At 67.4% G+C, this 19,171-nt stretch carries 21 protein-coding genes; 12 read left to right on the top strand and 9 right to left on the bottom strand.

Annotation, left to right across the window (positions count from 1 at the left end; genetic code table 11):
* The first annotated feature begins 37 nt into the window (after nt 1–37).
* Nucleotides 38–706 (top strand): hypothetical protein, encoded by a 669-nt coding sequence (locus A5651_RS06790; RefSeq protein ID WP_066977129.1) that lies wholly within the window; start codon nt 38–40, stop codon nt 704–706.
* Nucleotides 707–732: 26 nt separating this feature from the next.
* Here the strand turns inward: A5651_RS06790 and A5651_RS06785 are convergent, their stop codons facing one another.
* The gene (locus tag A5651_RS06785; protein ID WP_066977126.1) at nt 733–1,389 is read right to left on the bottom strand and encodes a TetR/AcrR family transcriptional regulator; all 657 of its coding nucleotides are present in this window, start codon (nt 1,387–1,389) and stop codon (nt 733–735) included.
* Between the two features lie 57 nt (nt 1,390–1,446).
* Here A5651_RS06785 and A5651_RS06780 point away from each other — a divergent pair, with 57 nt between their 5' ends.
* Nucleotides 1,447–2,886 carry a carotenoid oxygenase family protein gene (locus A5651_RS06780; RefSeq protein ID WP_066977123.1) on the top strand — a complete coding sequence of 480 codons (1,440 nt, stop codon included), beginning with the start codon at nt 1,447–1,449 and terminating at the stop codon, nt 2,884–2,886.
* A gap of 29 nt (nt 2,887–2,915) precedes the next feature.
* Nucleotides 2,916–3,740 (top strand): alpha/beta fold hydrolase, encoded by an 825-nt coding sequence (locus tag A5651_RS06775; RefSeq protein WP_066977119.1) that lies wholly within the window; start codon nt 2,916–2,918, stop codon nt 3,738–3,740.
* A gap of 7 nt (nt 3,741–3,747) precedes the next feature.
* Here the strand turns inward: A5651_RS06775 and A5651_RS06770 are convergent, their stop codons facing one another.
* Nucleotides 3,748–3,987: a hypothetical protein gene (locus A5651_RS06770; protein ID WP_066977116.1), complete on the bottom strand. Its 240-nt coding sequence runs from the start codon at nt 3,985–3,987 to the stop codon at nt 3,748–3,750.
* 42 nt (nt 3,988–4,029) lie between these two features.
* On the opposite strand from A5651_RS06770, the gene A5651_RS06765 reads away from it, so the two are divergent.
* Both A5651_RS06765 and A5651_RS06760 read left to right on the top strand, forming a co-directional pair.
* A complete protein-coding gene (locus A5651_RS06765) occupies nt 4,030–5,148 on the top strand; it encodes an FAD-dependent oxidoreductase (RefSeq protein WP_066977113.1) in 1,119 nt (372 codons plus the stop codon).
* Between the two features lie 4 nt (nt 5,149–5,152).
* A complete protein-coding gene (locus A5651_RS06760) occupies nt 5,153–6,043 on the top strand; it encodes an SDR family NAD(P)-dependent oxidoreductase (protein ID WP_066977109.1) in 891 nt (296 codons plus the stop codon).
* Here the strand turns inward: A5651_RS06760 and A5651_RS06755 are convergent.
* Entirely contained in the window at nt 6,040–7,269 is a 1,230-nt protein-coding gene (locus tag A5651_RS06755; protein WP_156662668.1) for an acyl-CoA dehydrogenase family protein, read from the bottom strand. The genes A5651_RS06760 and A5651_RS06755 overlap by 4 nt on opposite strands.
* The gene (locus tag A5651_RS06750; RefSeq protein WP_066977106.1) at nt 7,262–8,458 is read right to left on the bottom strand and encodes an acyl-CoA dehydrogenase family protein; all 1,197 of its coding nucleotides are present in this window, start codon (nt 8,456–8,458) and stop codon (nt 7,262–7,264) included. The genes A5651_RS06755 and A5651_RS06750 overlap by 8 nt, the downstream gene beginning before the upstream one ends.
* A gap of 150 nt (nt 8,459–8,608) precedes the next feature.
* Between A5651_RS06750 and A5651_RS06745 the strand changes: the two genes are divergently transcribed.
* From A5651_RS06745 to A5651_RS06735, 3 genes are read left to right on the top strand one after another with little or no spacing between them, the layout of a single operon-like run.
* The gene (locus tag A5651_RS06745) at nt 8,609–9,823 is read left to right on the top strand and encodes a PP2C family protein-serine/threonine phosphatase (RefSeq protein WP_066977103.1); all 1,215 of its coding nucleotides are present in this window, start codon (nt 8,609–8,611) and stop codon (nt 9,821–9,823) included.
* The gene (locus tag A5651_RS06740; RefSeq protein ID WP_066977100.1) at nt 9,820–11,475 is read left to right on the top strand and encodes a CHASE3 domain-containing protein; all 1,656 of its coding nucleotides are present in this window, start codon (nt 9,820–9,822) and stop codon (nt 11,473–11,475) included. The genes A5651_RS06745 and A5651_RS06740 overlap by 4 nt, the downstream gene beginning before the upstream one ends.
* On the top strand, nt 11,472–11,912 hold the full coding sequence (locus A5651_RS06735) for a response regulator (protein WP_066977097.1): 441 nt from the start codon (nt 11,472–11,474) through the stop codon (nt 11,910–11,912). Before A5651_RS06740 ends, A5651_RS06735 begins: the two co-directional genes overlap by 4 nt.
* On the opposite strand, the gene A5651_RS06730 is transcribed toward A5651_RS06735, so the two are convergent.
* The 4 genes from A5651_RS06730 to A5651_RS06715 all read right to left on the bottom strand — a co-directional run bounded on the left by A5651_RS06730 (nt 11,898) and on the right by A5651_RS06715 (nt 14,634).
* A complete protein-coding gene (locus tag A5651_RS06730; protein WP_066977093.1) occupies nt 11,898–12,371 on the bottom strand; it encodes an ATP-binding protein in 474 nt (157 codons plus the stop codon). The genes A5651_RS06735 and A5651_RS06730 overlap by 15 nt on opposite strands.
* 41 nt (nt 12,372–12,412) lie before the next feature.
* Nucleotides 12,413–12,772 (bottom strand): STAS domain-containing protein, encoded by a 360-nt coding sequence (locus A5651_RS06725; RefSeq protein WP_066977090.1) that lies wholly within the window; start codon nt 12,770–12,772, stop codon nt 12,413–12,415.
* A gap of 83 nt (nt 12,773–12,855) precedes the next feature.
* Nucleotides 12,856–14,127, bottom strand: coding sequence for a lipase LipE (lipE, locus tag A5651_RS06720; RefSeq protein WP_066977087.1), 1,272 nt, complete (start codon nt 14,125–14,127; stop codon nt 12,856–12,858).
* On the bottom strand, nt 14,128–14,634 hold the full coding sequence (locus A5651_RS06715) for a peroxynitrite isomerase (protein WP_369803915.1): 507 nt from the start codon (nt 14,632–14,634) through the stop codon (nt 14,128–14,130). It lies immediately after the preceding gene.
* A gap of 43 nt (nt 14,635–14,677) precedes the next feature.
* Between A5651_RS06715 and A5651_RS06710 the strand changes: the two genes are divergently transcribed.
* The 4 genes from A5651_RS06710 to A5651_RS06695 are packed head-to-tail and all read left to right on the top strand — an operon-like array spanning nt 14,678 to nt 18,454.
* On the top strand, nt 14,678–15,430 hold the full coding sequence (locus A5651_RS06710) for a beta-phosphoglucomutase family hydrolase (RefSeq protein ID WP_066977080.1): 753 nt from the start codon (nt 14,678–14,680) through the stop codon (nt 15,428–15,430).
* Nucleotides 15,427–17,784: a glycoside hydrolase family 65 protein gene (locus A5651_RS06705; protein ID WP_066977077.1), complete on the top strand. Its 2,358-nt coding sequence runs from the start codon at nt 15,427–15,429 to the stop codon at nt 17,782–17,784. The genes A5651_RS06710 and A5651_RS06705 overlap by 4 nt, the downstream gene beginning before the upstream one ends.
* Entirely contained in the window at nt 17,781–18,068 is a 288-nt protein-coding gene (locus A5651_RS06700; protein ID WP_082943619.1) for a helix-turn-helix domain-containing protein, read from the top strand. Before A5651_RS06705 ends, A5651_RS06700 begins: the two co-directional genes overlap by 4 nt.
* Complete coding sequence (locus A5651_RS06695) at nt 18,065–18,454, top strand: hypothetical protein (RefSeq protein ID WP_231988591.1); 390 nt, start codon at nt 18,065–18,067, stop codon at nt 18,452–18,454. The genes A5651_RS06700 and A5651_RS06695 overlap by 4 nt, the downstream gene beginning before the upstream one ends.
* A 59-nt stretch (nt 18,455–18,513) precedes the next feature.
* Here A5651_RS06695 and A5651_RS06690 read toward each other — a convergent pair whose 3' ends face one another.
* Nucleotides 18,514–18,915 carry a heme-binding protein gene (locus A5651_RS06690; protein WP_066977333.1) on the bottom strand — a complete coding sequence of 134 codons (402 nt, stop codon included), beginning with the start codon at nt 18,913–18,915 and terminating at the stop codon, nt 18,514–18,516.
* Nucleotides 18,916–19,171: the final 256 nt, after the last annotated feature.

The following is a 19,171-nucleotide window of genomic DNA, read 5'->3' as shown; positions in this document are numbered from 1 at the left end:
GCGCCGCCAACGCGACCGACGGTGGCATCCTGGCGGAATGGGCTTGCTCATCGTCCGGCTCGTGGAGCTGCTGATCGTGATCGTGCCGCTGATCGGCGTGATCTACGGCGGCTACAAGGCGGTGACCAAAGTCCGCGACCGCATTGATGACCCCGCTCCCGACGATGCGACGAAAGGCGATGGGGCGCAACCGAAGCGGCTCAGCCGGACGGCCCAGTGGCAGACGATCCAGCGAACGGCGCGGGAGCACGACCGAACCGACACCCGCTGGCTCGACTACGAGATCGACGTCAGCAAGCTGCTGGACTACCCGCTGATGACCGACATGCGTGATCCCCTCACCCAGCGGTTCCACCGTGCGAAGCTGCGCGCGGACCTGCTGCGACCCTCCGACGCCGGTGATCTGCTGGACGACAGCGACGCGGCGCGAGCGTATCTGGACGCCGTGGAGGAGTACGCCACGGCCTTCGAAGTGGCCGAGGCCGAGGCGATGCGCCGACGGCGCGGCGACTTCTCGCGCGACGATCAGCAGCGGCTGTCGCGCGCGCACGCCGCGATGCGAATTGCGACCGACGCCGCAGCGACGCCCCAGGAGCGCGAGCGCGCCTTCGAGGTGGCGCGCCGCGAGCTCGACGGCCTGATCGTGTTGCCGGAACGCACCCGCGCCGCTATCGAGCGTGGAATCGCAGGCGAGCTCGACGGCTAGCCTGCGTCGTCGTCGTCCAGATCCGATTACCGGCGGGCGGCCGCTGCCGACATGGACTGCTGGGTGCGCTCCCGGTCATCGCCCATCCCGACAAGCACGTCGACGATGAGCGGCGCCAGTATCTGGGATATCCCGTGCCCTTCGTGGCCGAAGAAGCCGGCGATCTCGAGCAAGACTGCGCCGTGGATGACGCTCCACAGCCGGCCGGCGATCACCGAGGCGTCGCCGTCGCGGATCCGTTCCGCCGTGATCATGCGGCGGACCACCGTCAGCAGCGCGTCGAACGACACCCCGAGGTCGTCGCGCGCGGTGGTACGGCCGGTGACCGTGAGGTCGGCGCGGAAGCGGTCCCACGACCCCGCCGGCGTGCCGAACATCATCTGGTAGCGCTGCGGATTGGCCAGTGCGAACGCGTGATAGTGCCCGCCCATCACCAGGAAGTCGGCCACCGGGTCGTCGGTCTCGTCGACCTCGGTCAGCGCCTGCGTGAACCGGCGGAATGCCTCCACCGCGATGGCGTCGATCAGCTGGGTCATGCCGCTGAAGTGGGTGTAGACCGACATCGTCGACGTCCCTGTCTCCGCGGCCAGCTTGCGCGCGCTCAAGGCGGCGAGGCCGTCGCGCTCCAGCACCCGCATACCCGCCTCGACCAACTGCTCACGTCCGCCGTTCACCCTTGCCATCGTGCCATAACGGTGTTATACAGAGATATCCATAACACCGTTATAGGGAGGGTCGTGATGAGCAGCCGCTACCTCGAAGGCGAATTCGCGCCGTTGGACCGCGAGTACACGCTGACCGACCTGGAGGTCGTCGGGGAGATTCCGGAGTATCTCGACGGGCGCTATCTGCGCAACGGGCCGAACCCGATCGGTGAGATCGACCCGCAGCTGTATCACTGGTTCGTCGGCGACGGCATGGTGCACGGCATCCGCATCCGGGACGGCAAGGCGGAGTGGTACCGCAACCGGTGGGTCCGCGGACCGCAGACCGCCGCAGCGCTCGGCGAGCAGCCCCCGCCCGGGGAGTTCCCGCTGTCCGGAATCGGCGCGAACACCAATGTGATCGGGCATGCGGGCAAGACGCTTGCCTTAATCGAATCCGGCGTGACCAACATCGAACTGACCGACGAGCTGGACACCGTCGGCGCCTGTGACTTCGACGGGACGCTGACGGGTGGCTACACCGCCCACCCCAAGCGCGATCCGGAAACCGGTGAGCTCCATGCCGTTTCATACAGCATGTACCGGGGCAACACGGTGCAGTACTCGGTGATCGGCGCTGACGGGCGGGCCAGGCGCACGGTCGACATCGAGGTAGCAGGCAGCCCGATGATGCACGACATGTCGCTGACCGAAAAGCACGTCATCTTTTACGACCTGCCCGTCACGTTCGATGCGAGCACGGCCGTGGCCATGACCGTGCCGCGCAATATGCGGCTGCCTGCGCGACTTCTGTTGTCAGCCTTGATTGGTCGTATCCGCATTCCGGACCCGATCTCTGCCCGCCAGCCGCGCGGCAACCGGAGCGACCGAAGGTTCCCGTACTCGTGGAACCCGAAGTATCCCGCCAGGGTCGGAGTGATGCCCCGCGACGGCGACAACGCCGACGTCCGCTGGTTCGACGTCGAACCGTGCTACGTCTTCCACCCGATGAACGCCTACGATGACGGCGACACCGTCGTCCTCGACGTGATCCGGCACCCGAAGATGTTCGCCACCGAACACCTTGGGCCCGACGAGGGACCGCCGACGCTCGACCGGTGGACCGTCGACCTCGCCGACGGCAAGGTACGCGAATCGCGGGTCGACGACCGCGGCCAGGAATTCCCGCGCGTCGACGAACGACTCGTGGGCAAGCGGCACCGGTACGGCTACGCGCCGACCGTCGGCGAAGGCGTCAGCGGCAACGATGTGCTGCTGAAGCACGACTTCGTCGGCGGCAAGACGCAAGCCCGATCGTTCGGCACGGGAAAGGCGCTTGGCGAGTTCGTATTTCAGGCCTCATCGCCGGATGCGGTCGAGGACGACGGCGTCCTGATGGGTTACGTCTACGACCGCACCGCCGACCGAAGCGAGCTGGCCATCCTCGACGCCGCCACTCTGCAGGACGTCGCGAGCATCAAACTGCCGCACCGTGTTCCCGCCGGTTTTCACGGCAACTGGGTTCCAACACCATAGATGGCCCAGAGGCCCTAGAGTTTCGGTCCATGCCCACCATCACCACGAATGACGGCGTCGAAATCTTCTTCAAGGACTGGGGATCGGGTCAACCGATCGTCTTCAGCCACGGCTGGCCGTTGACGGGTGACGACTGGGACAACCAGATGCTGTTTTTCCTGTCGAAGGGTTACCGGGTGATCGCACACGACCGCCGGGGGCACGGGCGGTCGTCACAGGTTGCCGACAACCACGACATGGACCACTACGCCGATGATCTCGCCGCTGTCGTCGAGCACCTGGACCTGCATGACGTGGTCCACGTCGGGCACTCGACGGGCGGCGGCGAGGTGGCGCACTATCTGGCCCGCCACGGCCAGCGCCGCGCGGTCAAGGCGGCGCTGATCAGCGCCGTACCACCGCTGATGGTGAAGACCGACGCCAACCCCGAGGGTCTGCCGAAGGAGGTGTTCGACGACCTGCAGGCCCAGCTGGCCGCTAACGGGTCGGTGTTCTATCGCGACCTGCCGGCGGGCCCGTTCTACGGGTTCAACCGCCCCGGCGTTGAGCCGTCGGAAGCCATCATCGAGAACTGGTGGCGCCAGGGCATGATGGGCGGCGCGAAGGCGCACTACGACGGCATCGTCACGTTCTCCCAGACCGACTTCACCGAAGACCTGAAGAAGATCACGATTCCCGTGCTGGTGATGCACAGCGAGGACGACCAGATCGTGCCCTATGTGGCGGCCGGCCCGAAGTCGGCCGAGCTACTGGCCAACGGAATCCTGAAGACCTACAAGGACTTTCCACACGGCATGCCGACCACTCATGCGGACGTGATCAACGCCGACCTGCTGGCGTTCTTTCAGTCCTGAGCTGGCGTCAGTAGTCGTTGATCGGGGGGTTGACGCCGTTGGGCGACGGGTTGGGCACCGGCACGCAGAGGCCGGTCTGCACGTCGAGCGCCTTGCCGGGGAGACAGAACGGCGCGCACGCGTTGGTAACCCCGGTCTCGCCGGGCAGACATGCCGAGCTGACCGCGGGTGTGACCAGCATGCCCCCGGCGGTCAACGCCGCCGCGGCAATCGCCGCGCCCGACAGCCGTCGCAAAGAGGTCGTCATGGTGCACCCAGACTAGCGCTGCGGTATGGCAGCCTCAACGGTGTGCAACGGGTGGTCATCGCGGGGCTCGGAGACAGCGGTGTACTGACCGCGATCCGGCTGTCCCGGCGCTTCGACGTCGTCGGCGTCTCCGTGAAGCCGGCCTTGGTCAGCGGCCAGGAACTGGGCTGGCGGCTGTCGCGGCCGCAGGACTGGGCAGAAGCCAACTGGATACCGTTCGACCGGTTCCGCGCATTGGACCGGGTGCGCACCGTGCACGGCACGCTGACCGGCGTCGACCTCGACGGCAACACCGTGGCCATCCGCGGCGCGGACGGCACCACGCTGCGCGAGCACTACGATGCGCTGGTCATCTCCACCGGCGTCACCAACGGCTTCTGGCGGACACCGAAGCTGCAGTCGCACAACGAGATCGGCGATGACCTCCGCGGCACACACGAGAGCTTGGCCGTCGCCACATCGGTGGCCGTGATCGGCGGCGGCGCGGCAGCGATCAGCGCCGCGGCCCAGGTCGCCACCACCTGGCCCGACAAACAGGTCGACCTGTACTTCCCCGGCGCGCAGGCGCTGCCATCACACCACCCGCGGATCTGGGACACGGTGCGGCGGCGGCTCACCGACGCCGGGGTGCGACTGCACCCGGGCCACCGCGCGGTCATCCCCGACGGCTTCTTCTGCGACGCGATCACCAGCGAGCACGTCGCGTGGAGCACCGGACAACCGCCCGCGACCGCAGACGCCGTGCTGTGGGCCATCGGCCGGGTCCGGCCCAACACCGACTGGTTGCCCGCCGAACTGCTCGACGAGCAGGGCTTCGTCCGGGTGACCCCGCAGCTGCAGGCTCCCGGACACCCGAACGTCTTCGCCGTCGGCGACGTCGCCGCGACCGACCCGCTGCGCAGCTCGGCCCGCAATCGCGGGGACGCCATCGTGGCGCACAACATCCGTGCGCACTTCGCGGCCCGCCCGTTGCGGGCGTATCGTGCCCCGCGGAGACGCTGGGGTTCGGTGCTCGGGGTGCAGCCCGACGGGCTGGAGGTGTTCACCCCGAAGGGGCAGGCGGTGCGCTTCCCGGCGTGGACGTTCGACCGGGTGCTGATGCCGGTGATCGTGCGCTGGGGGATCTACCGCGGAGTCCGCGACAACCGCCCATTAGCCTGACTCCGTGACAGCGGAGTGGACCACGGCCCGGCTGGGCGACCTCAGCGGTAAACGCATCATCGTGACCGGCGCGACGAACGGCGTCGGCCTCGGCACCGCCCGCGCACTGGCCAAGGCAGGCGCGCACGTCATCATGGCCGTCCGCAATACTCAACTCGGCGCGCAGCGGGCCAAGGAGATCGGCGGCTCGACATCCATCATCAAGGTCGACCTCGCCGACCTGTCGTCGGTGCACGCCTTCGCCGACGCCCTCGACAGCGACGTCGACATCCTGATCAACAACGCCGGCATGTTGACCTCGTCGCCGGAGAGAACGGTTGACGGGTTCGAAAAGACCATCGGCACAAACCTTCTGGGCCCGTTCGCGCTGACCAATCTCATCTTCGATCGGATCCGTTCGCAGATCATCAACGTCGGATCGCAGGCCCACCGCGGCGCCACGCTGCGGCTCGACGACATGCACCTGCGTCATCACAAATGGACCGCGATGGGCGCCTACGCTCGGTCGAAGCTGGCGGTCATGCTGTGGGGCCTCGACCTGGATCGCCGTCTGCGGCAGGCGAAATCGCCCGTCGTCACCCAGCTCACCCATCCGGGCTGGGTGTCGTCGAACCTGTCCAGTGTCTCCGACAGCCGGCTCGTCGGCGTCGCCGACAAGGTGGTCAGGCGGTTGGCCGACGTGTTCGGCAACGACATCGATGCGGGCGCTGCGACGACGCTGTACTGCATCAGCGAGCCGATACCGCCCGGCGCCTACGTCGGCATCGACGGCCGGTGGGGCCTCAAAGGTGGCCCCGTCATGATCGGCCGATCGGCTGTCGCCTGCGACTACGAAGCCGCGGCGCGGCTGGTCGAGTTCGCTGAAAAAGAAACGGGCACAGCGCTTTCCGTTTAGGCCGGTGTGCCGTCGGCCACCCGCGGCACACGGTCGGCTTCGGCGTGGTCCAGCACCAGTTCAGCGATCCGCGCGCGATGCTGCTCGGCACTGCCGAGCAACGCGGCATCGGTGACCGCACGCTTGAAATACAGGTGCGCCTGATGCTCCCACGTGAAGCCGATGCCGCCGTGCACCTGGATGGTGTCCGCCGCGATTCGCGACAGCGCCGCCGACGCCGTCGCCTGGGCGATGCTCGTCGCCAGCGCCGGGTCGTCGGAGCCGTCGGTCAGCGCCCACACGGCGTGATACGCCGCCGAGCGGGCGTGCTCGAGGTCGACCAGAAGGTCGGCGAGCTTGTGCTTGACCGCCTGGAACGAGCCGATGGGCCTGCCGAACTGAAGCCGCGACTTTGCGTAGTTCACCGAAAGGTTCAGCAGATGCTGCCCAGCGCCGACCTGCTCGACGGCCAGCAGTGCCGCACCCACGTGCAGCGCGTGCTCGATCACGCGCGGCGCCTCCTCGGGTCCGGCCAGCAGCGTGGCCGGTGCGTTCGACAGCGTGACCGCGGCCTGTGGGCGCGTCAGGTCGAGCGTGACCAGTGGCGTAGGGCTCAGTCCGTCAGCCGAGGCGTCGACGGCGTAGAGGCCCACGCCCTGGGGTCCGGTCGCCGCGACCAGCAGCACGTCGGCCGTACCGGCGTCGACCACCGGGCCGAGTTCCCCGGACAACGTGTCCCCGTCGGCGGTCACCCGGTCGGCGCTCGCAGCGAACGCCGCGGTGCGCCTGCCCTCCACCAGGTCGGCCAGCAAGGCGTCGCGGGTGTCTCCCGCTGACGCCGCGACCAGCGCCGGAATCGCCAGGAACACCGTGCCGAACACCGGGCCGCATGCCAGCGAAGCGCCCAGCTCCTCGACCGCGACGGCCTGGTCGACGAGGGTGCCGCCCACTCCGCCGTCGGCCTCCGGCACCGACAGCCCGAGCACGCCCAGTTCGCCACCCAGCCGGGCCCACGTCTTGGGGTCGAACGGCGGGTCGGACTCCATCAGCGTGCGCACGGTCTGCTCGTCGAAGTTGTCCGCACAGAATTTCCGCACGGCGTCACGCAGCTGACCCTGCTCCTCGGTGAACACGTACTCACGCTGCTCGTTGACCAAATCAGCCGCAAGCTCCTCAGCCACCTTGTCGGTCTGATCCGCAAGCTCCTCAGCCACCTTGTCGGTCTGATCCGCAAGCTCCTCAGCCACGAGGGACCTCCTTCCACGGCATGCCCGCATCGGCACGCAGATCACCGGGCAGGCCAAGCACCCGCTCGCCGAGGATGTTGCGCATCACCTCTGACGTGCCGCCTTCGATGGTGTTGGCGCGGCTGCGCAGGAATCGCTGCTGCACCGGCCCGCGCCAGTCAGCGCCGTCGCCGGCACCGTCGCTCATACCGTAGCCGTGGTACAGAATCCCTTCCGGCCCAAGCAGATCCATGCACCACTGGTAGATGTGCTGGTTCAGCTCGGCGCCCACCAGCTTGCCGATCGAACCCTCCGGGCCGGGGCCGCCGACGGTGGCGGCCGCGCGCGACCGCTCGGAGGTCAGGCGCTGTGCCTCCGACCGCAGCCACAGCTGCGTGAGCCGGTCGCGCAGCACGGGGGTGTGCAGATCCGGTCGCGACGCCCACAGCGCCACCGCGTCGGCGATGGTGCCCGCACCGCGCCGGCTTCCGCTGGCGCCCAGCGCGCTGCGCTCGTTCATCAGCGTGGTCATCGCGACCCGCCAGCCGTCACCGACCGCGCCGAGCCGGTGCGTATCGGGGATGCGGGCATCGGTCATGTAGACCTCGTTGAACTCGGCCTGGCCGGTCATCTGACGCAGCGGCCTGGTCTCGACGCCGGGGCCGTGCATGTCGATGACGAAGTACGTCAGCCCGTTGTGCTTCGGCACATCGGGGTTGGTGCGCGCGAGCAGCAGACCCCACCGCGCGCGATGCGCCAGGCTGGTCCACACTTTCTGGCCGTTGATGACCCACTCGTCACCATCGGGCACCGCCGACGTCGCCAGCCCGGCCAGGTCCGAACCGGCGCCCGGCTCGGAGAACAGCTGGCACCAGATGTCCTCGGTGGTGGCCAGCGGCCGCATGAGCTGGCGCTTCACCTCGTCGGTCTGAGCGTGCTCGCGCACGGTCGGCGCGGCCATGCCGTAGCCCATTGGGTTCAGCGCCAGCGGCACGGGCCCGCCGGCACCCTGCAAGATGCCGTCGGCCACGGCCTGCAGACCGCGCGAGACGCCGAGGCCGCCGAGGCCCTCGGGGAAATGCACCCATGACAACCCGGCGTCGTAGCACGCGCCGAGGAATTCCGGGATCGGGACGGTCTTCGGATCGTGCTCGGCGACGACCTTCCTGGCGAGATCGGCGACGCGATCTGCATCGGCAACACTGCTCACCTCGTCACCATAGGAAACGTGTCGGTCGGGATGCGGCGCGGGGGACCGCTGTGCGGCATCCCGCGGGAGTCGTGGGTATTGTCTCCTGAGTTGTCACTGAAGAAGAGGGTCGCGCGACCGGGTGACGTTACGTAAAGGACGTGATCACCCATGCGCGCGCCGTTCGAGCCGCACACTATGCCCGCAGTTGACCCTGCCTTTGCCCGCACCGGAGCCAGCCTTTCGGTGCTGCTCGTCGAGGACGATCGCGGCGACGCTCTGCTGGTGGAAGAGCTGATCGCAGACGCAGAGGCCGACATCAGCTGCGCCTGGGCCCAATCGGTGTCACAGGCCGAACAGGAGTTGGTGCTCACCCAGCCCGACTGTGTGCTGCTGGACCTCAACCTGCCCGACGCCAACGGCATCGCAGCGCTGGAGCGCATCAAAGCGGCCGACCCGAACATCCCGATCGTGGTACTCACCGGCCTGGCCGACGAACATTTCGGCGTATCGGCGGTGGCCTCCGGCGCCCAAGACTATCTGGTCAAAGGCCATGTCGAGCCCGGGATGTTGCTGCGCGCCGTGCTGTATGCGATCGAACGCAAGCGCGCCGAGATCACCGCCGTCGAACTGCACGCCAGCCAACTGCGCGCCATGGAGAACGCCCGGCTCGAGCGCGGGCTGTCGCCGTCGCCGTTGCTGCTGGACAACCCGGGCGTAGACATCATCGCCCGGTACGTGCCGAGCCGCGAGAACACGCTGCTGGGCGGCGACTTTTATGACTTCGTCCAGACGCCGGACCGGACGGTGCACGTCATGATCGGCGACGTCGCGGGCCATGGCCCCGACGAGGCCGCGCTGGGCGTCGCGCTGCGCATCACCTGGCGGGCGCTGACGTTCGCGGGCCTGCGCGGCCCTGACCGGATGCGCGGGCTGGACCAGATCCTGCGCACCGAGCGCGCCAGCAAGGGCATCTTCGCCACCGTGCTCAGCCTGGCCATCCCGCCCGAGGGGTCGACGTTCCGGGCCGTGCGCGCGGGGCACCCGGGCATCCTGGTGCACGGCGCAGGCACCGTGGACTGGCTGGAGCCGCCCGTCGGTCCCGCGCTGGGCGTGCATTCCGGAGGATGGGATTATCACCAGGTGGAATGGCCGGAGGGCGCCGGGCTGGTGCTGCTCACCGACGGGCTCTTCGAGGGCCATTCGGGCGTCGGCAACGTTCGGCTCGGGGAGGACGGCCTGCTGCAGTTGGCGCGCAAGCACGCGGCCCTGCCCGGCCCCGAGTTCGTCGACGCGCTCATCACCGAGGCCTCGGATCGGGCGCGTGCGCACGGCGGATTGACTGATGACATCGCGGTGGTCCGGGTGGAGCGCACCACTTCATGAGGCCGGCTGACGGGGGCCCTAGACCGCCCAAGCCGCACCGACGGCTGACGGTGCAGGGCTGGCAGAACCTCGTGCTGTCCGCGATGGCCATCGTCGTGCTCATGGGTTTGGTGATCGGCGGCTTGCTGATGCACCGCACCGACGACATGTCCCGCGATCTGATCCAGAAAATCCAGCCGGCGCGGGTGGCCGCCTACCAGATGCAGGCGGCGCTGCGCGACCAGGAAACCGCGGTGCGTGGTTACGTGATCGCCGGCGACAAGCAGTTCCTCGAGCCTTACTACGCCGGGCAACAGGTGCAAAAGCACGCAGCCGAGGAAATCCACCGTCTGGTGGGGACACACGCCGACCTGATGAGGGATCTCGACGCGATCGACCAGGCCTCGATGAGGTGGCGCACCTCGTACGCCGAACCGCTCATCGCCCTGATCTCTCATGGGGGACCAGGGCCGGCCACCCGCGAACTCACCGAGCGCGGCAAGGTCGAATTCGACCGGCTGCGAGCGCTTTTCGAGACACAGAACGAGAATCTAGGTGCAGCACGCACCGAGGGCATCCGCGAGCTCGACCACATGAGGCACTGGCGCGACGGGTTGGCCATCGCCATGGTGGTGGCCTTCGTCGTGCTGGGAGTGTTGCTGGCGTTGTTGGTCCGCAGCGCCGTCACCCGTCCGCTGGACTCGCTGGCCGCGGCGTGCCGACGCATCACCGAAGGCAGCTTCGGGGAGCGCATCGTGCCGCGTGGGCCCCGTGACATCCGGGCGATCGCGGCCGCCGTCGAGGACATGCGACAGCGCATCGTCTCCGAACTCGAGTCCTCCACCATCGCCCGCGCCACGTTGGACGAGCAGGCCGAGGAGCTGCGTCGGTCCAACGCCGAACTCGAGCAGTTCGCCTACGTCGCCTCCCACGACTTGCAGGAGCCACTTCGCAAGGTGGCCTCGTTCTGCCAGCTGCTCGAAAAGCGCTACGGCGACAAGCTCGATGAACGCGGCGTCGAGTACATCGGCTTCGCCGTCGACGGTGCCAAGCGGATGCAGGCGCTGATCAACGATCTGCTGACGTTCTCGCGGGTGGGCCGCCTCAACTCCGCCTATTCCGAGGTCGCGCTGGACGACGCGCTGAACACGGCGCTGTCCAACCTGTCCACCGCCATCGAGGAGTCCGACACCGACATCGTGCGGCCGCCCCACCCGCTGCCCACCATCGAAGGCGACCCGATGCTGCTGACCATGTTGTGGCAGAACCTCATCGGCAACGCGGTAAAGTTCCGGCGCGAGGGGGTCGCGCCTCGCATCGTCATCGACTGCGAGCAGCAGCAGGGCACACACGGCAGCGAATGGCTGTTGAGTGTGACCGACAACGGCATCGGCATCGGGGAGGACTTCGCCGATAAGGTCTTCGTGATTTTCCAGCGGCTGCACGGCCGCGATGAGTACAGCGGTACCGGAATCGGTCTTGCGATATGTAAGAAGATCGTCGAGCACCACGGCGGCACCATCTGGGTCGACACCTCCTACTCCGAAGGAACCCGGTTCAAATTCACCCTGCCGGAACCCGCCCCTTCCGAAGCCGAACCCGAACCGTCATCCGACGAGGCGGAACCCAAGCCGACCACCACCGCATCCGTTCAGGAAGGAACAACCGCGTGACCCCAGATGTGCGCCCCATCGACGTCCTGCTCGTCGAAGACGATCCCGGCGACGAACTCATTACCCGAGAAGCGTTCGAGCACAACAAGATCAGCAACAATTTGCACGTCGCACACGACGGGGAAGAGGGCCTGGACTTCCTCTACCGGCGCGGCCAGTTCGCCGACGCGCCGCGTCCCGACCTGATTCTGCTCGACCTCAACCTGCCCAAGTACGACGGCAGGCAACTGCTCGAGCAGATCAAGAACGACAGTGACCTGTGCCATATTCCCGTCGTCGTGCTCACCACGTCGTCGGCCGAAGAAGACATTCTCAAGAGCTACAAGCTGCACGCCAATGCCTACGTCACCAAGCCCGTGGACCTCGACCAGTTCATGAGCGCGGTGCGCCAGATCGACGAGTTCTTCGTTCAGGTGGTGCGGCTACCCAAGCCCTGACTCGGCGCTAGTCATTGCGCCCTGGGCCGCGGTGACACCGCTCCACTCCAAGCACACCCGCGTGCCGCCGGGCGTCGACTCGATGGTCGCGCGGTCGGCTAGCGCCCGCATCAACGGGATCCCGCGGCCGCGCGAAAAGCTGGTGTGCTGACCGTCTTTCACCCGCCAGGCGCCCTCGTCGGTCACTGTGACCTTGAGCACGTCGGCGCAGTCGTCATAGTCGGCGAGTAGATGCATGGCGCCCGGGCGATCAAGCTTTGAGTAGGCGTACTCGGCCGCGTTGGCCAACGCCTCGTTGACGGCGAGCACCACATCACTGATCTTGGTGGGGTCCAGGTCGAAGTACCTTTTGAGCCACAGCGAGAATTCCTGCCGCATCTGCGCCGCGCATGCGGCGGTGGCAAGGCTGGTCTTCTGCGCGAACCGTGTTCTCGAGTCGCTGTTTTCCGAATCTCGCATTTCAGCCTGCTGGCTACCCCATAGGGACTCTTTTAATGCGCCTAATTTCTCAGTGCCGCAAGGGCTTCGTCGAGCGTGGCGTACAGGTCGACGACATCGGTGACGCCGACCAGCTTGAGCGGCCTGCTCGTGGCCGGACCATCTGCCACCACCGCCAATTTGATCGAGGGGGACAACTCGTCCTGCGCAGCGATGAGCACCCCCATGCCCGCCGATGCGAGGAACTCCACCTCGGTCAGATCTACGACCACCGCCGTCGGCGAGCTCTTGGCGGCCTCGGTTATCGCCTTTTCGAGCTCGGGTGCCGTGAGCATGTCGACGACGCCTGTTACCGACACCACACTCGTGGACTCGATGCGGCGTTCCGCAATCGCGCAGCTACTCGATGCCGCACCTTCCATGCTCACCTCCCAGACGTTGACGCCCCTCCGGCGACAACGTCGCGAGTTTACCGGGTAGTGATGTGGATGACCGTGCGCTGGGTCTACGGCGAGAACACCCGCTGACTCTGCGGTACCCGCGGAATCTCTGCGGTGATGCGGTCGAGCAGGGCCGGGTAACGCTTGGCCTCGCGGTGGCCGCTGGGTTTGCCGCTGCTGATAAGCCCGGCGGCCAGGCCGCGCTCCGGGTCGGCCCACACCGCGATATTGGTCAGCCCGGTGTTGCCGAACGCCGCCACCGCGTCACGACCGAACGGCCCGAACCGCTTGTTTCCGAGCATGTAGCCGGTGCCCCAGCGGCGGGGAGCGAAGCCGTCGGCCAAATCGGGCCGCAGCCGGCGGCACTCCCTGGTCGCGGAACGCAGGGTCTGCGGATTCACCACCCGCACACCGTCGAGCTCGCCGCCGCGCACCAGGATCTCGGCAAACCGCGACATCTCGTCGGCCGTGGAGACGAGGTTGGACGACGGCACGACCCCGGTCAAAAACAGCGGGGTGTTGGAGAACGGGATGATCTCGGCAAGGGTGCCGCCGACGGCGATCTTGAACGCTTTGGCGATCGGGGCGGGCAGCGGCTTGCCGGTGACGTGGCTCGGCGCCACCAAGGGCACGTCGTGCTCGGCAACGCCGAAGTTGCTCCACCGGAACCCGAGCGGCTCCAGAATCTCGGTGGCAAGGATCTCGCGGATGTTGCGGCCCGTCGCCGCGGACACGATCTCGCGCACCAGCGGGCCCCACGTCACCCCGTGGTAGATGTGCATCAGCCCGGGCCGGTGGATCGGTTTGAGTTCGCCGAGCTTTCTGCGTGCGTACTCGGTGTCGTCCATGCGGTCCAGGTTCGGCCGGGGGCCGGTGGCGAACGGTACGCCCGCGCTGTGGGTGATTACGTGCCGGATCGTCGTGCGGTCCTTGCCGTGGCTGGTGTAGGTCGGCAGGTAGTCACAGACGCGGTCGTCGAGGGAGAAGTAGCCCCGCTCGACGAGCATGTGCACGACGGTCGTCGCCATCGTCTTGGCTGCCGAGAACGCGCAGAACGGGGTGTCGGTGGTGACCGGGACCTTCTCGGCATCGGGCGGATCGTCGGGCGCGTTGCCCCAGCCGTGGCCGATGGCCCGGTTCAGCACCACCTTCCCGTTGCGGCGCAGGCACAGCTGGATCGCCGGGTGCATGCCCGCCGAATACCAGTGCTGCGCGGCCTGCCAGATCCGCTCGATCGCGGCCGGGTCGATCTCCGAGTGGTCTTCCACACCGATGTCGGTCACCGCGTCGAGGTCGTCGGGGACGCGGATTCGTCCCACGCTGCTACCAGCGGTCATCTATGCCTTCCTGCGCAGTGTCGCGCTCAGGTGCTGTTGCAGCGGCTGACCGACCGCGCCCATCGCCACGGTGTAGGTCAGCTCGTCGCCCTCGATGCGCAGAGATCGCGTCAGTGCGGTGATCTCCTTGGCCGACGCGGTGCGGCCGATCGCCGTCGAGCGCAACTGCATGTCGAGCGCGGTGCCCGACGCAGTCAGCGTGCCCTCGTCGATCTCGGTGACCCCGGTCGGATGGGCGAGCACCAGCTCGACGCGATCCGGCGCGGGCACCCGCAGGTAGCCGGTCTCGCCGTGCATCGGGCGTCGGTCGTCGACGGCCATCGTCTTCTGCACGTAGCTGAGAAACGGCTTGCCGACGTGGCCGAAGGAGACTTCTTCGAAATAATCGAACGGCTCGATGGTCGGGTACACGCCGGTGCCTTGACCTGCCCAAACGCCGAGCAGCGCGGCGAGCGGCGCCATGTCCGGATGAAGGTCCGGATGAAGGTCGGGGTGAAGACGAGCCACGGCGACCAGTCTATGGATCGGCGCTGTTGGGTATTACCGGCCTATGGCGGAGGAGTTGGGTTTGCCTGAGCAGGTTCGAGCCTGTCTTTTCGATCTCGACGGCGTCCTCACCGATACGGCCAGCGTGCACCGCAACGCGTGGAAGCAGATGTTCGACGCCTACCTGCGTGCCCGCGCCGAGCAGACCGGCGAGCGGTTCGTGCCGTTCGACATCGGTGCGGACTACCAGACGTACGTGGACGGCAAGAAGCGGGAGGACGGCGTGCGTGCGTTTCTGGACAGCCGCGGCATCACCCTGCCCGAAGGGGATCCTGAGGACGACGCCGACGCCGGGACGGTGTTCGGCCTCGGCAACAGGAAAAACGAGCTGTTCCACCAGACGCTGCGCGGCGACGGCGTCGAGGTGTTCGACGGGTCGCGGCGGTATCTTGAGGCCGTGTCGGCGGCCGGGCTGCGGGTGGCGGTGGTGTCGTCGAGCGCCAACACGCGTGAGGTGCTCGATGTCACCGGCCTCGCGACGTTCGTCGAGGCCCGTGTCGACGGGGTGACCTTGCGCGAGGAGGGCATCGCGGGCAAGCCGGCGCCGGACTCGTTCCTGCGGGCCGCCGAACTGCTCGACATCCCCGCAGCGGAAGCCGCGGTGTTCGAGGACGCGCTCGCCGGAGTCGCGGCCGGGCGCGCCGGAAACTTCGGCGTGGTGATCGGCGTCGACCGGGTGGGCCACGCAGACGAGTTGCGTCGCAACGGGGCCGACATCGTCGTCACCGATCTGGCAGAGCTGCTGGACAAACGATGATCGACCAGGACGTCTTCCCGGTAGAGCCATGGCATGTCCGTGAGACCGCGCTGGACCTGGACCGCATCGCGCAGACCGAATCGCTGTTCGCGTTGTCCAACGGCCACATCGGGCTGCGCGGAAACCTCGAGGAGGGCGAGCCGCACGGCCTGCCCGGCACCTACCTCAACGGTTTCTACGAGACCCGACCCCTGCCCTACGCCGAGTCCGGGTTCTCCTACCCCGAGGACGGTCAGTCGATCGTCAACGTCACCAACGGTAAGCTGCTGCGGCTGCTGGTCGATGACGAACCGTTCGACGTCCGGTACGGCGAATTGCACAGTCACGAACGGGTTTTGGACATGCGGGCCGGAACTCTGTCCCGGACTGTGCGCTGGACGTCGCCCGCCGGCAAGCAGGTTGTGGTGCGGTCCAACCGACTGGTGTCGCTGGTGCAGCGCGGCGTGGCCGCCATCGAGTACTCCATCGAGGCGATCAACGACTTCATCCGCGTCACCGTGCAGTCGGAGCTCGTCGCCAATGAAGATCAGCCAAAGCGGTCCAAGGATCCACGGACGGCCGCGCTGTTGCGCAACCCGCTCGAGCCCGTGCAACACGAGACGACCGACCACGGCGCGGTGCTGGTGCACAGGACGCGCGCCAGCGGGTTGATGATGGCTGCCGGCATGGCACACGACATCGAAGTGCCTGGCCGCGTCGAGGTGAGCTCGGAGTCGCACGAGGAACTGGCCCGCACCACCGTGATTTGCGGCCTGCGGCCCGGCCAGCAGCTGCGGATCGTCAAATACCTGGGCTACGGGTGGTCGAGCCTGCGGTCCCGCCCGGCGCTGCGCGATCAGGTGGCCGCGGCGATCGCCGGGGCGCGTTACTCCGGCTGGGACGGCCTGCTCGAAGCGCAACGCGCCTATCTCGACGACTACTGGGACGCCGCCGATGTCGAAGTGGAGGGCGACCCCGAGTGCCAGCAGGCGGTGCGGTTCGGGCTGTTTCACGTCCTGCAGGCCAGCGCGCGTGCCGAACGCCGGGCGATACCCGGCAAAGGCCTGACCGGAACCGGCTATGACGGGCACGCGTTCTGGGACACCGAAGGCTACGTGCTGCCCGTGCTGACCTACACCGCGCCCGCCGCCGCCGCTGACGCGCTGCGCTGGCGGATGTCGACGCTGGATCTCGCCCGCCAGCGCGCCGAGGAACTCGATCTTGCCGGTGCCGCGTTCCCGTGGCGCACCATTCACGGCGAAGAGTGCTCGGCCTACTGGCCCGCAGGCACCGCCGCCTGGCATGTCAACGCGGTGATCGCGATGGCCTTCGAACGGTATCGCGTTGTGACAGGCGATCATTCGCTGGAGAAAGAATGCGGCCTCGTGGTGCTCGTCGAGACGGCGCGGCTCTGGATGTCGCTGGGACATTTCGACCGGCACGGCGTCTGGCATCTGGACGGGGTGACAGGCCCCGACGAATACACCGCGCTGGTGCGCGACAACGTTTATACCAACCTTATGGCGACGCACAACCTGTGCACCGCCGCCGACGCCTGCGAGCGCGACCCGGATATGGCGGCGAGCGTGGGGGTGACCACCGACGAGACAGCGGCCTGGCGGGCCGCGGCGGCGGCCGCCTACATCCCGTACGACGAGGATCTCGGGGTGCACGAGCAGTGCGCCGGCTTCACCACGCTGCGCGAGTGGAACTTCACGGAAAACACCCTGTATCCGCTGTTGCTGCACGAGCCGTACGTCCGCCTCTACCCGTCGCAGGTCGTCAAGCAGGCCGACCTGGTGCTGGCGATGCACTGGCGCAGCCACGCGTTCACCCCGGACCAGATGGCGCGCAATCTCGACTACTACGAACGGCGCACCACCCGTGACTCGTCATTGTCGGCGTGCACCCAGGCGGTGATCTGCGCTGCGGTGGGCCATGTCGAGCTGGCGCATGACTACGCCTATGAGGCGGCGCTGATCGATCTCCGCGATCTGCACCACAACACCAAAGACGGCCTGCACATGGCGTCACTGGCCGGGGCGTGGACCGCGTTGGTGGCCGGGTTCGGTGGGTTGCGTGACGACGAGGGGATCCTCGCCCTCGACCCGCACCTGCCCGAGGGCATATCGCGGCTCCGATTCCGCTTGCGCTGGCGCGACTTTCGGCTAACCGTCGACGCCAACCACGACGAGGTCACCTACACGCTGCGTGACGGACCCGACTCCGCGCTGACCATTCGTCACGCCGGGGAGAGCCTGCAGCTGACGTCCAACACGCCCTCGACCGTGGCCGTGCAGCCCCGCACGCCCCTCCTGCCCTCGCCTCAGCAGCCGCCGGGCCGCGAGCCGGTCCGTCGCTCCAGCCAGCACTGACGCCGCCGGATGCCGACGCGCCGGCCGGCGTCGACGGCTGGGGACTGCAGGCCACCTTCGGCAGGGGGCACCCAGTGAGCCCGATGGAGTATCTGCATCGCGTGCGGCTCGAGGGTGCACATCGCGATTTACTGACACGGACGCCCGGCGGCGGCGATACGGTTGCATCGGTGGCCGCGATCGCGTACCGCTGGGGATTCGCCAATCCACGGCTGTTCGCCGCGTTCTACCGCGCTATTTACGGGCGTGCACCGGGCGTGACCTGGGGAGAGGATCCGGCATGACGGTTCGAATCGAGGTTTTCCGTGTTATGGCGGGCGCCGCGCTCGCGACGGGCGCTCTGCTGCCGGCATCGGCGGACACGGCATCCGCCGTGCCCTGCTATTCGGCGGACTGCGTTCCGAACGTGGCAAGAAACGTCGTCGCGGGCGGTCCCTGCGAACCCCTGCCGCGCCGCCTGTACGCGTATGGACTCGAGCCCGGGGGCGCGACGGTGATCTGCAGCGCCGCCGGGGTGTGGGAGCCGACGGGGCCGTTGATCGGGGTGTACAACGTCGCGTTGTCGTGCCCGGCGCTGAACCTGTCGGCGCAGGGCTCCGACGGGATCGCCCTGCAGTGCCTCGAGAACGGGTTTACCCGGCTGCGCTGGGCACACCGGACCGACATGTAAGGACACAAAAACCCGCCGCGGCAGCGTGGGCTGCAGCGGCGGGTCTTCGTTGGGCTGGATCAGCCGGCCATGAACGTGTTGTAGGCCGACGCCAGATCCGGCGGCAACACCGTCACGTTGCACTCGCGCTGCTTCTCACCGATCGGGGCCAGGATGCCCTTCAGGTCGTAGTACTCACCGGAGTTGGCGGTGAAGTAGTTGCGCAGGTCGGTCTCGGCCTGAGCACGCGGCTGGTTGAACGCCGCGGTCACCACCTGGTTGGCGCCCGGGTGGTTGTTGAGGTACTGGCGGGCCGAGCCCCACGTGGAGCTGACGGTGGCCGCCACGTCACCGGCACTGCATCCCTGCGGTGCGGCCACGGCCGACGGTGCAGCGATCGTCGCCGCGGCAACCCCGCCTAGAAGCGAACCGACGATGACGCCAGAGAATTTCCGGCGCGCAGTGATACCACTGAAATTCATGATCAAATGTCCCTCGAATTGCGATTCGTATTTCTCTTCCCCCGCCCGAAATCCAAAGTAGCCCAACGTCAACCCGTCCAAACACGGCTGGCAAAGGCGCAAACAGTTGGTGCTGATGCGTTACGGTCTCTCGACGTGATTTGTGCCTCAATACCCGCTAATCGGATAAGCCCGCGCGCAGACCACGGCGCTATTCATAAAGCTTCTCAGGAATCGGCCCCGACTCTTAAATGATCGTGATCGCAATAGTGACCGA

This window comes from Mycobacterium sp. 1274761.0 (assembly GCF_001668615.1).
Classification (GTDB): Bacteria; Actinomycetota; Actinomycetes; order Mycobacteriales; family Mycobacteriaceae; genus Mycobacterium.
Note: the sequence above shows the minus strand (reverse complement) of the source record. Positions and strands in the feature narration are given on the sequence as shown.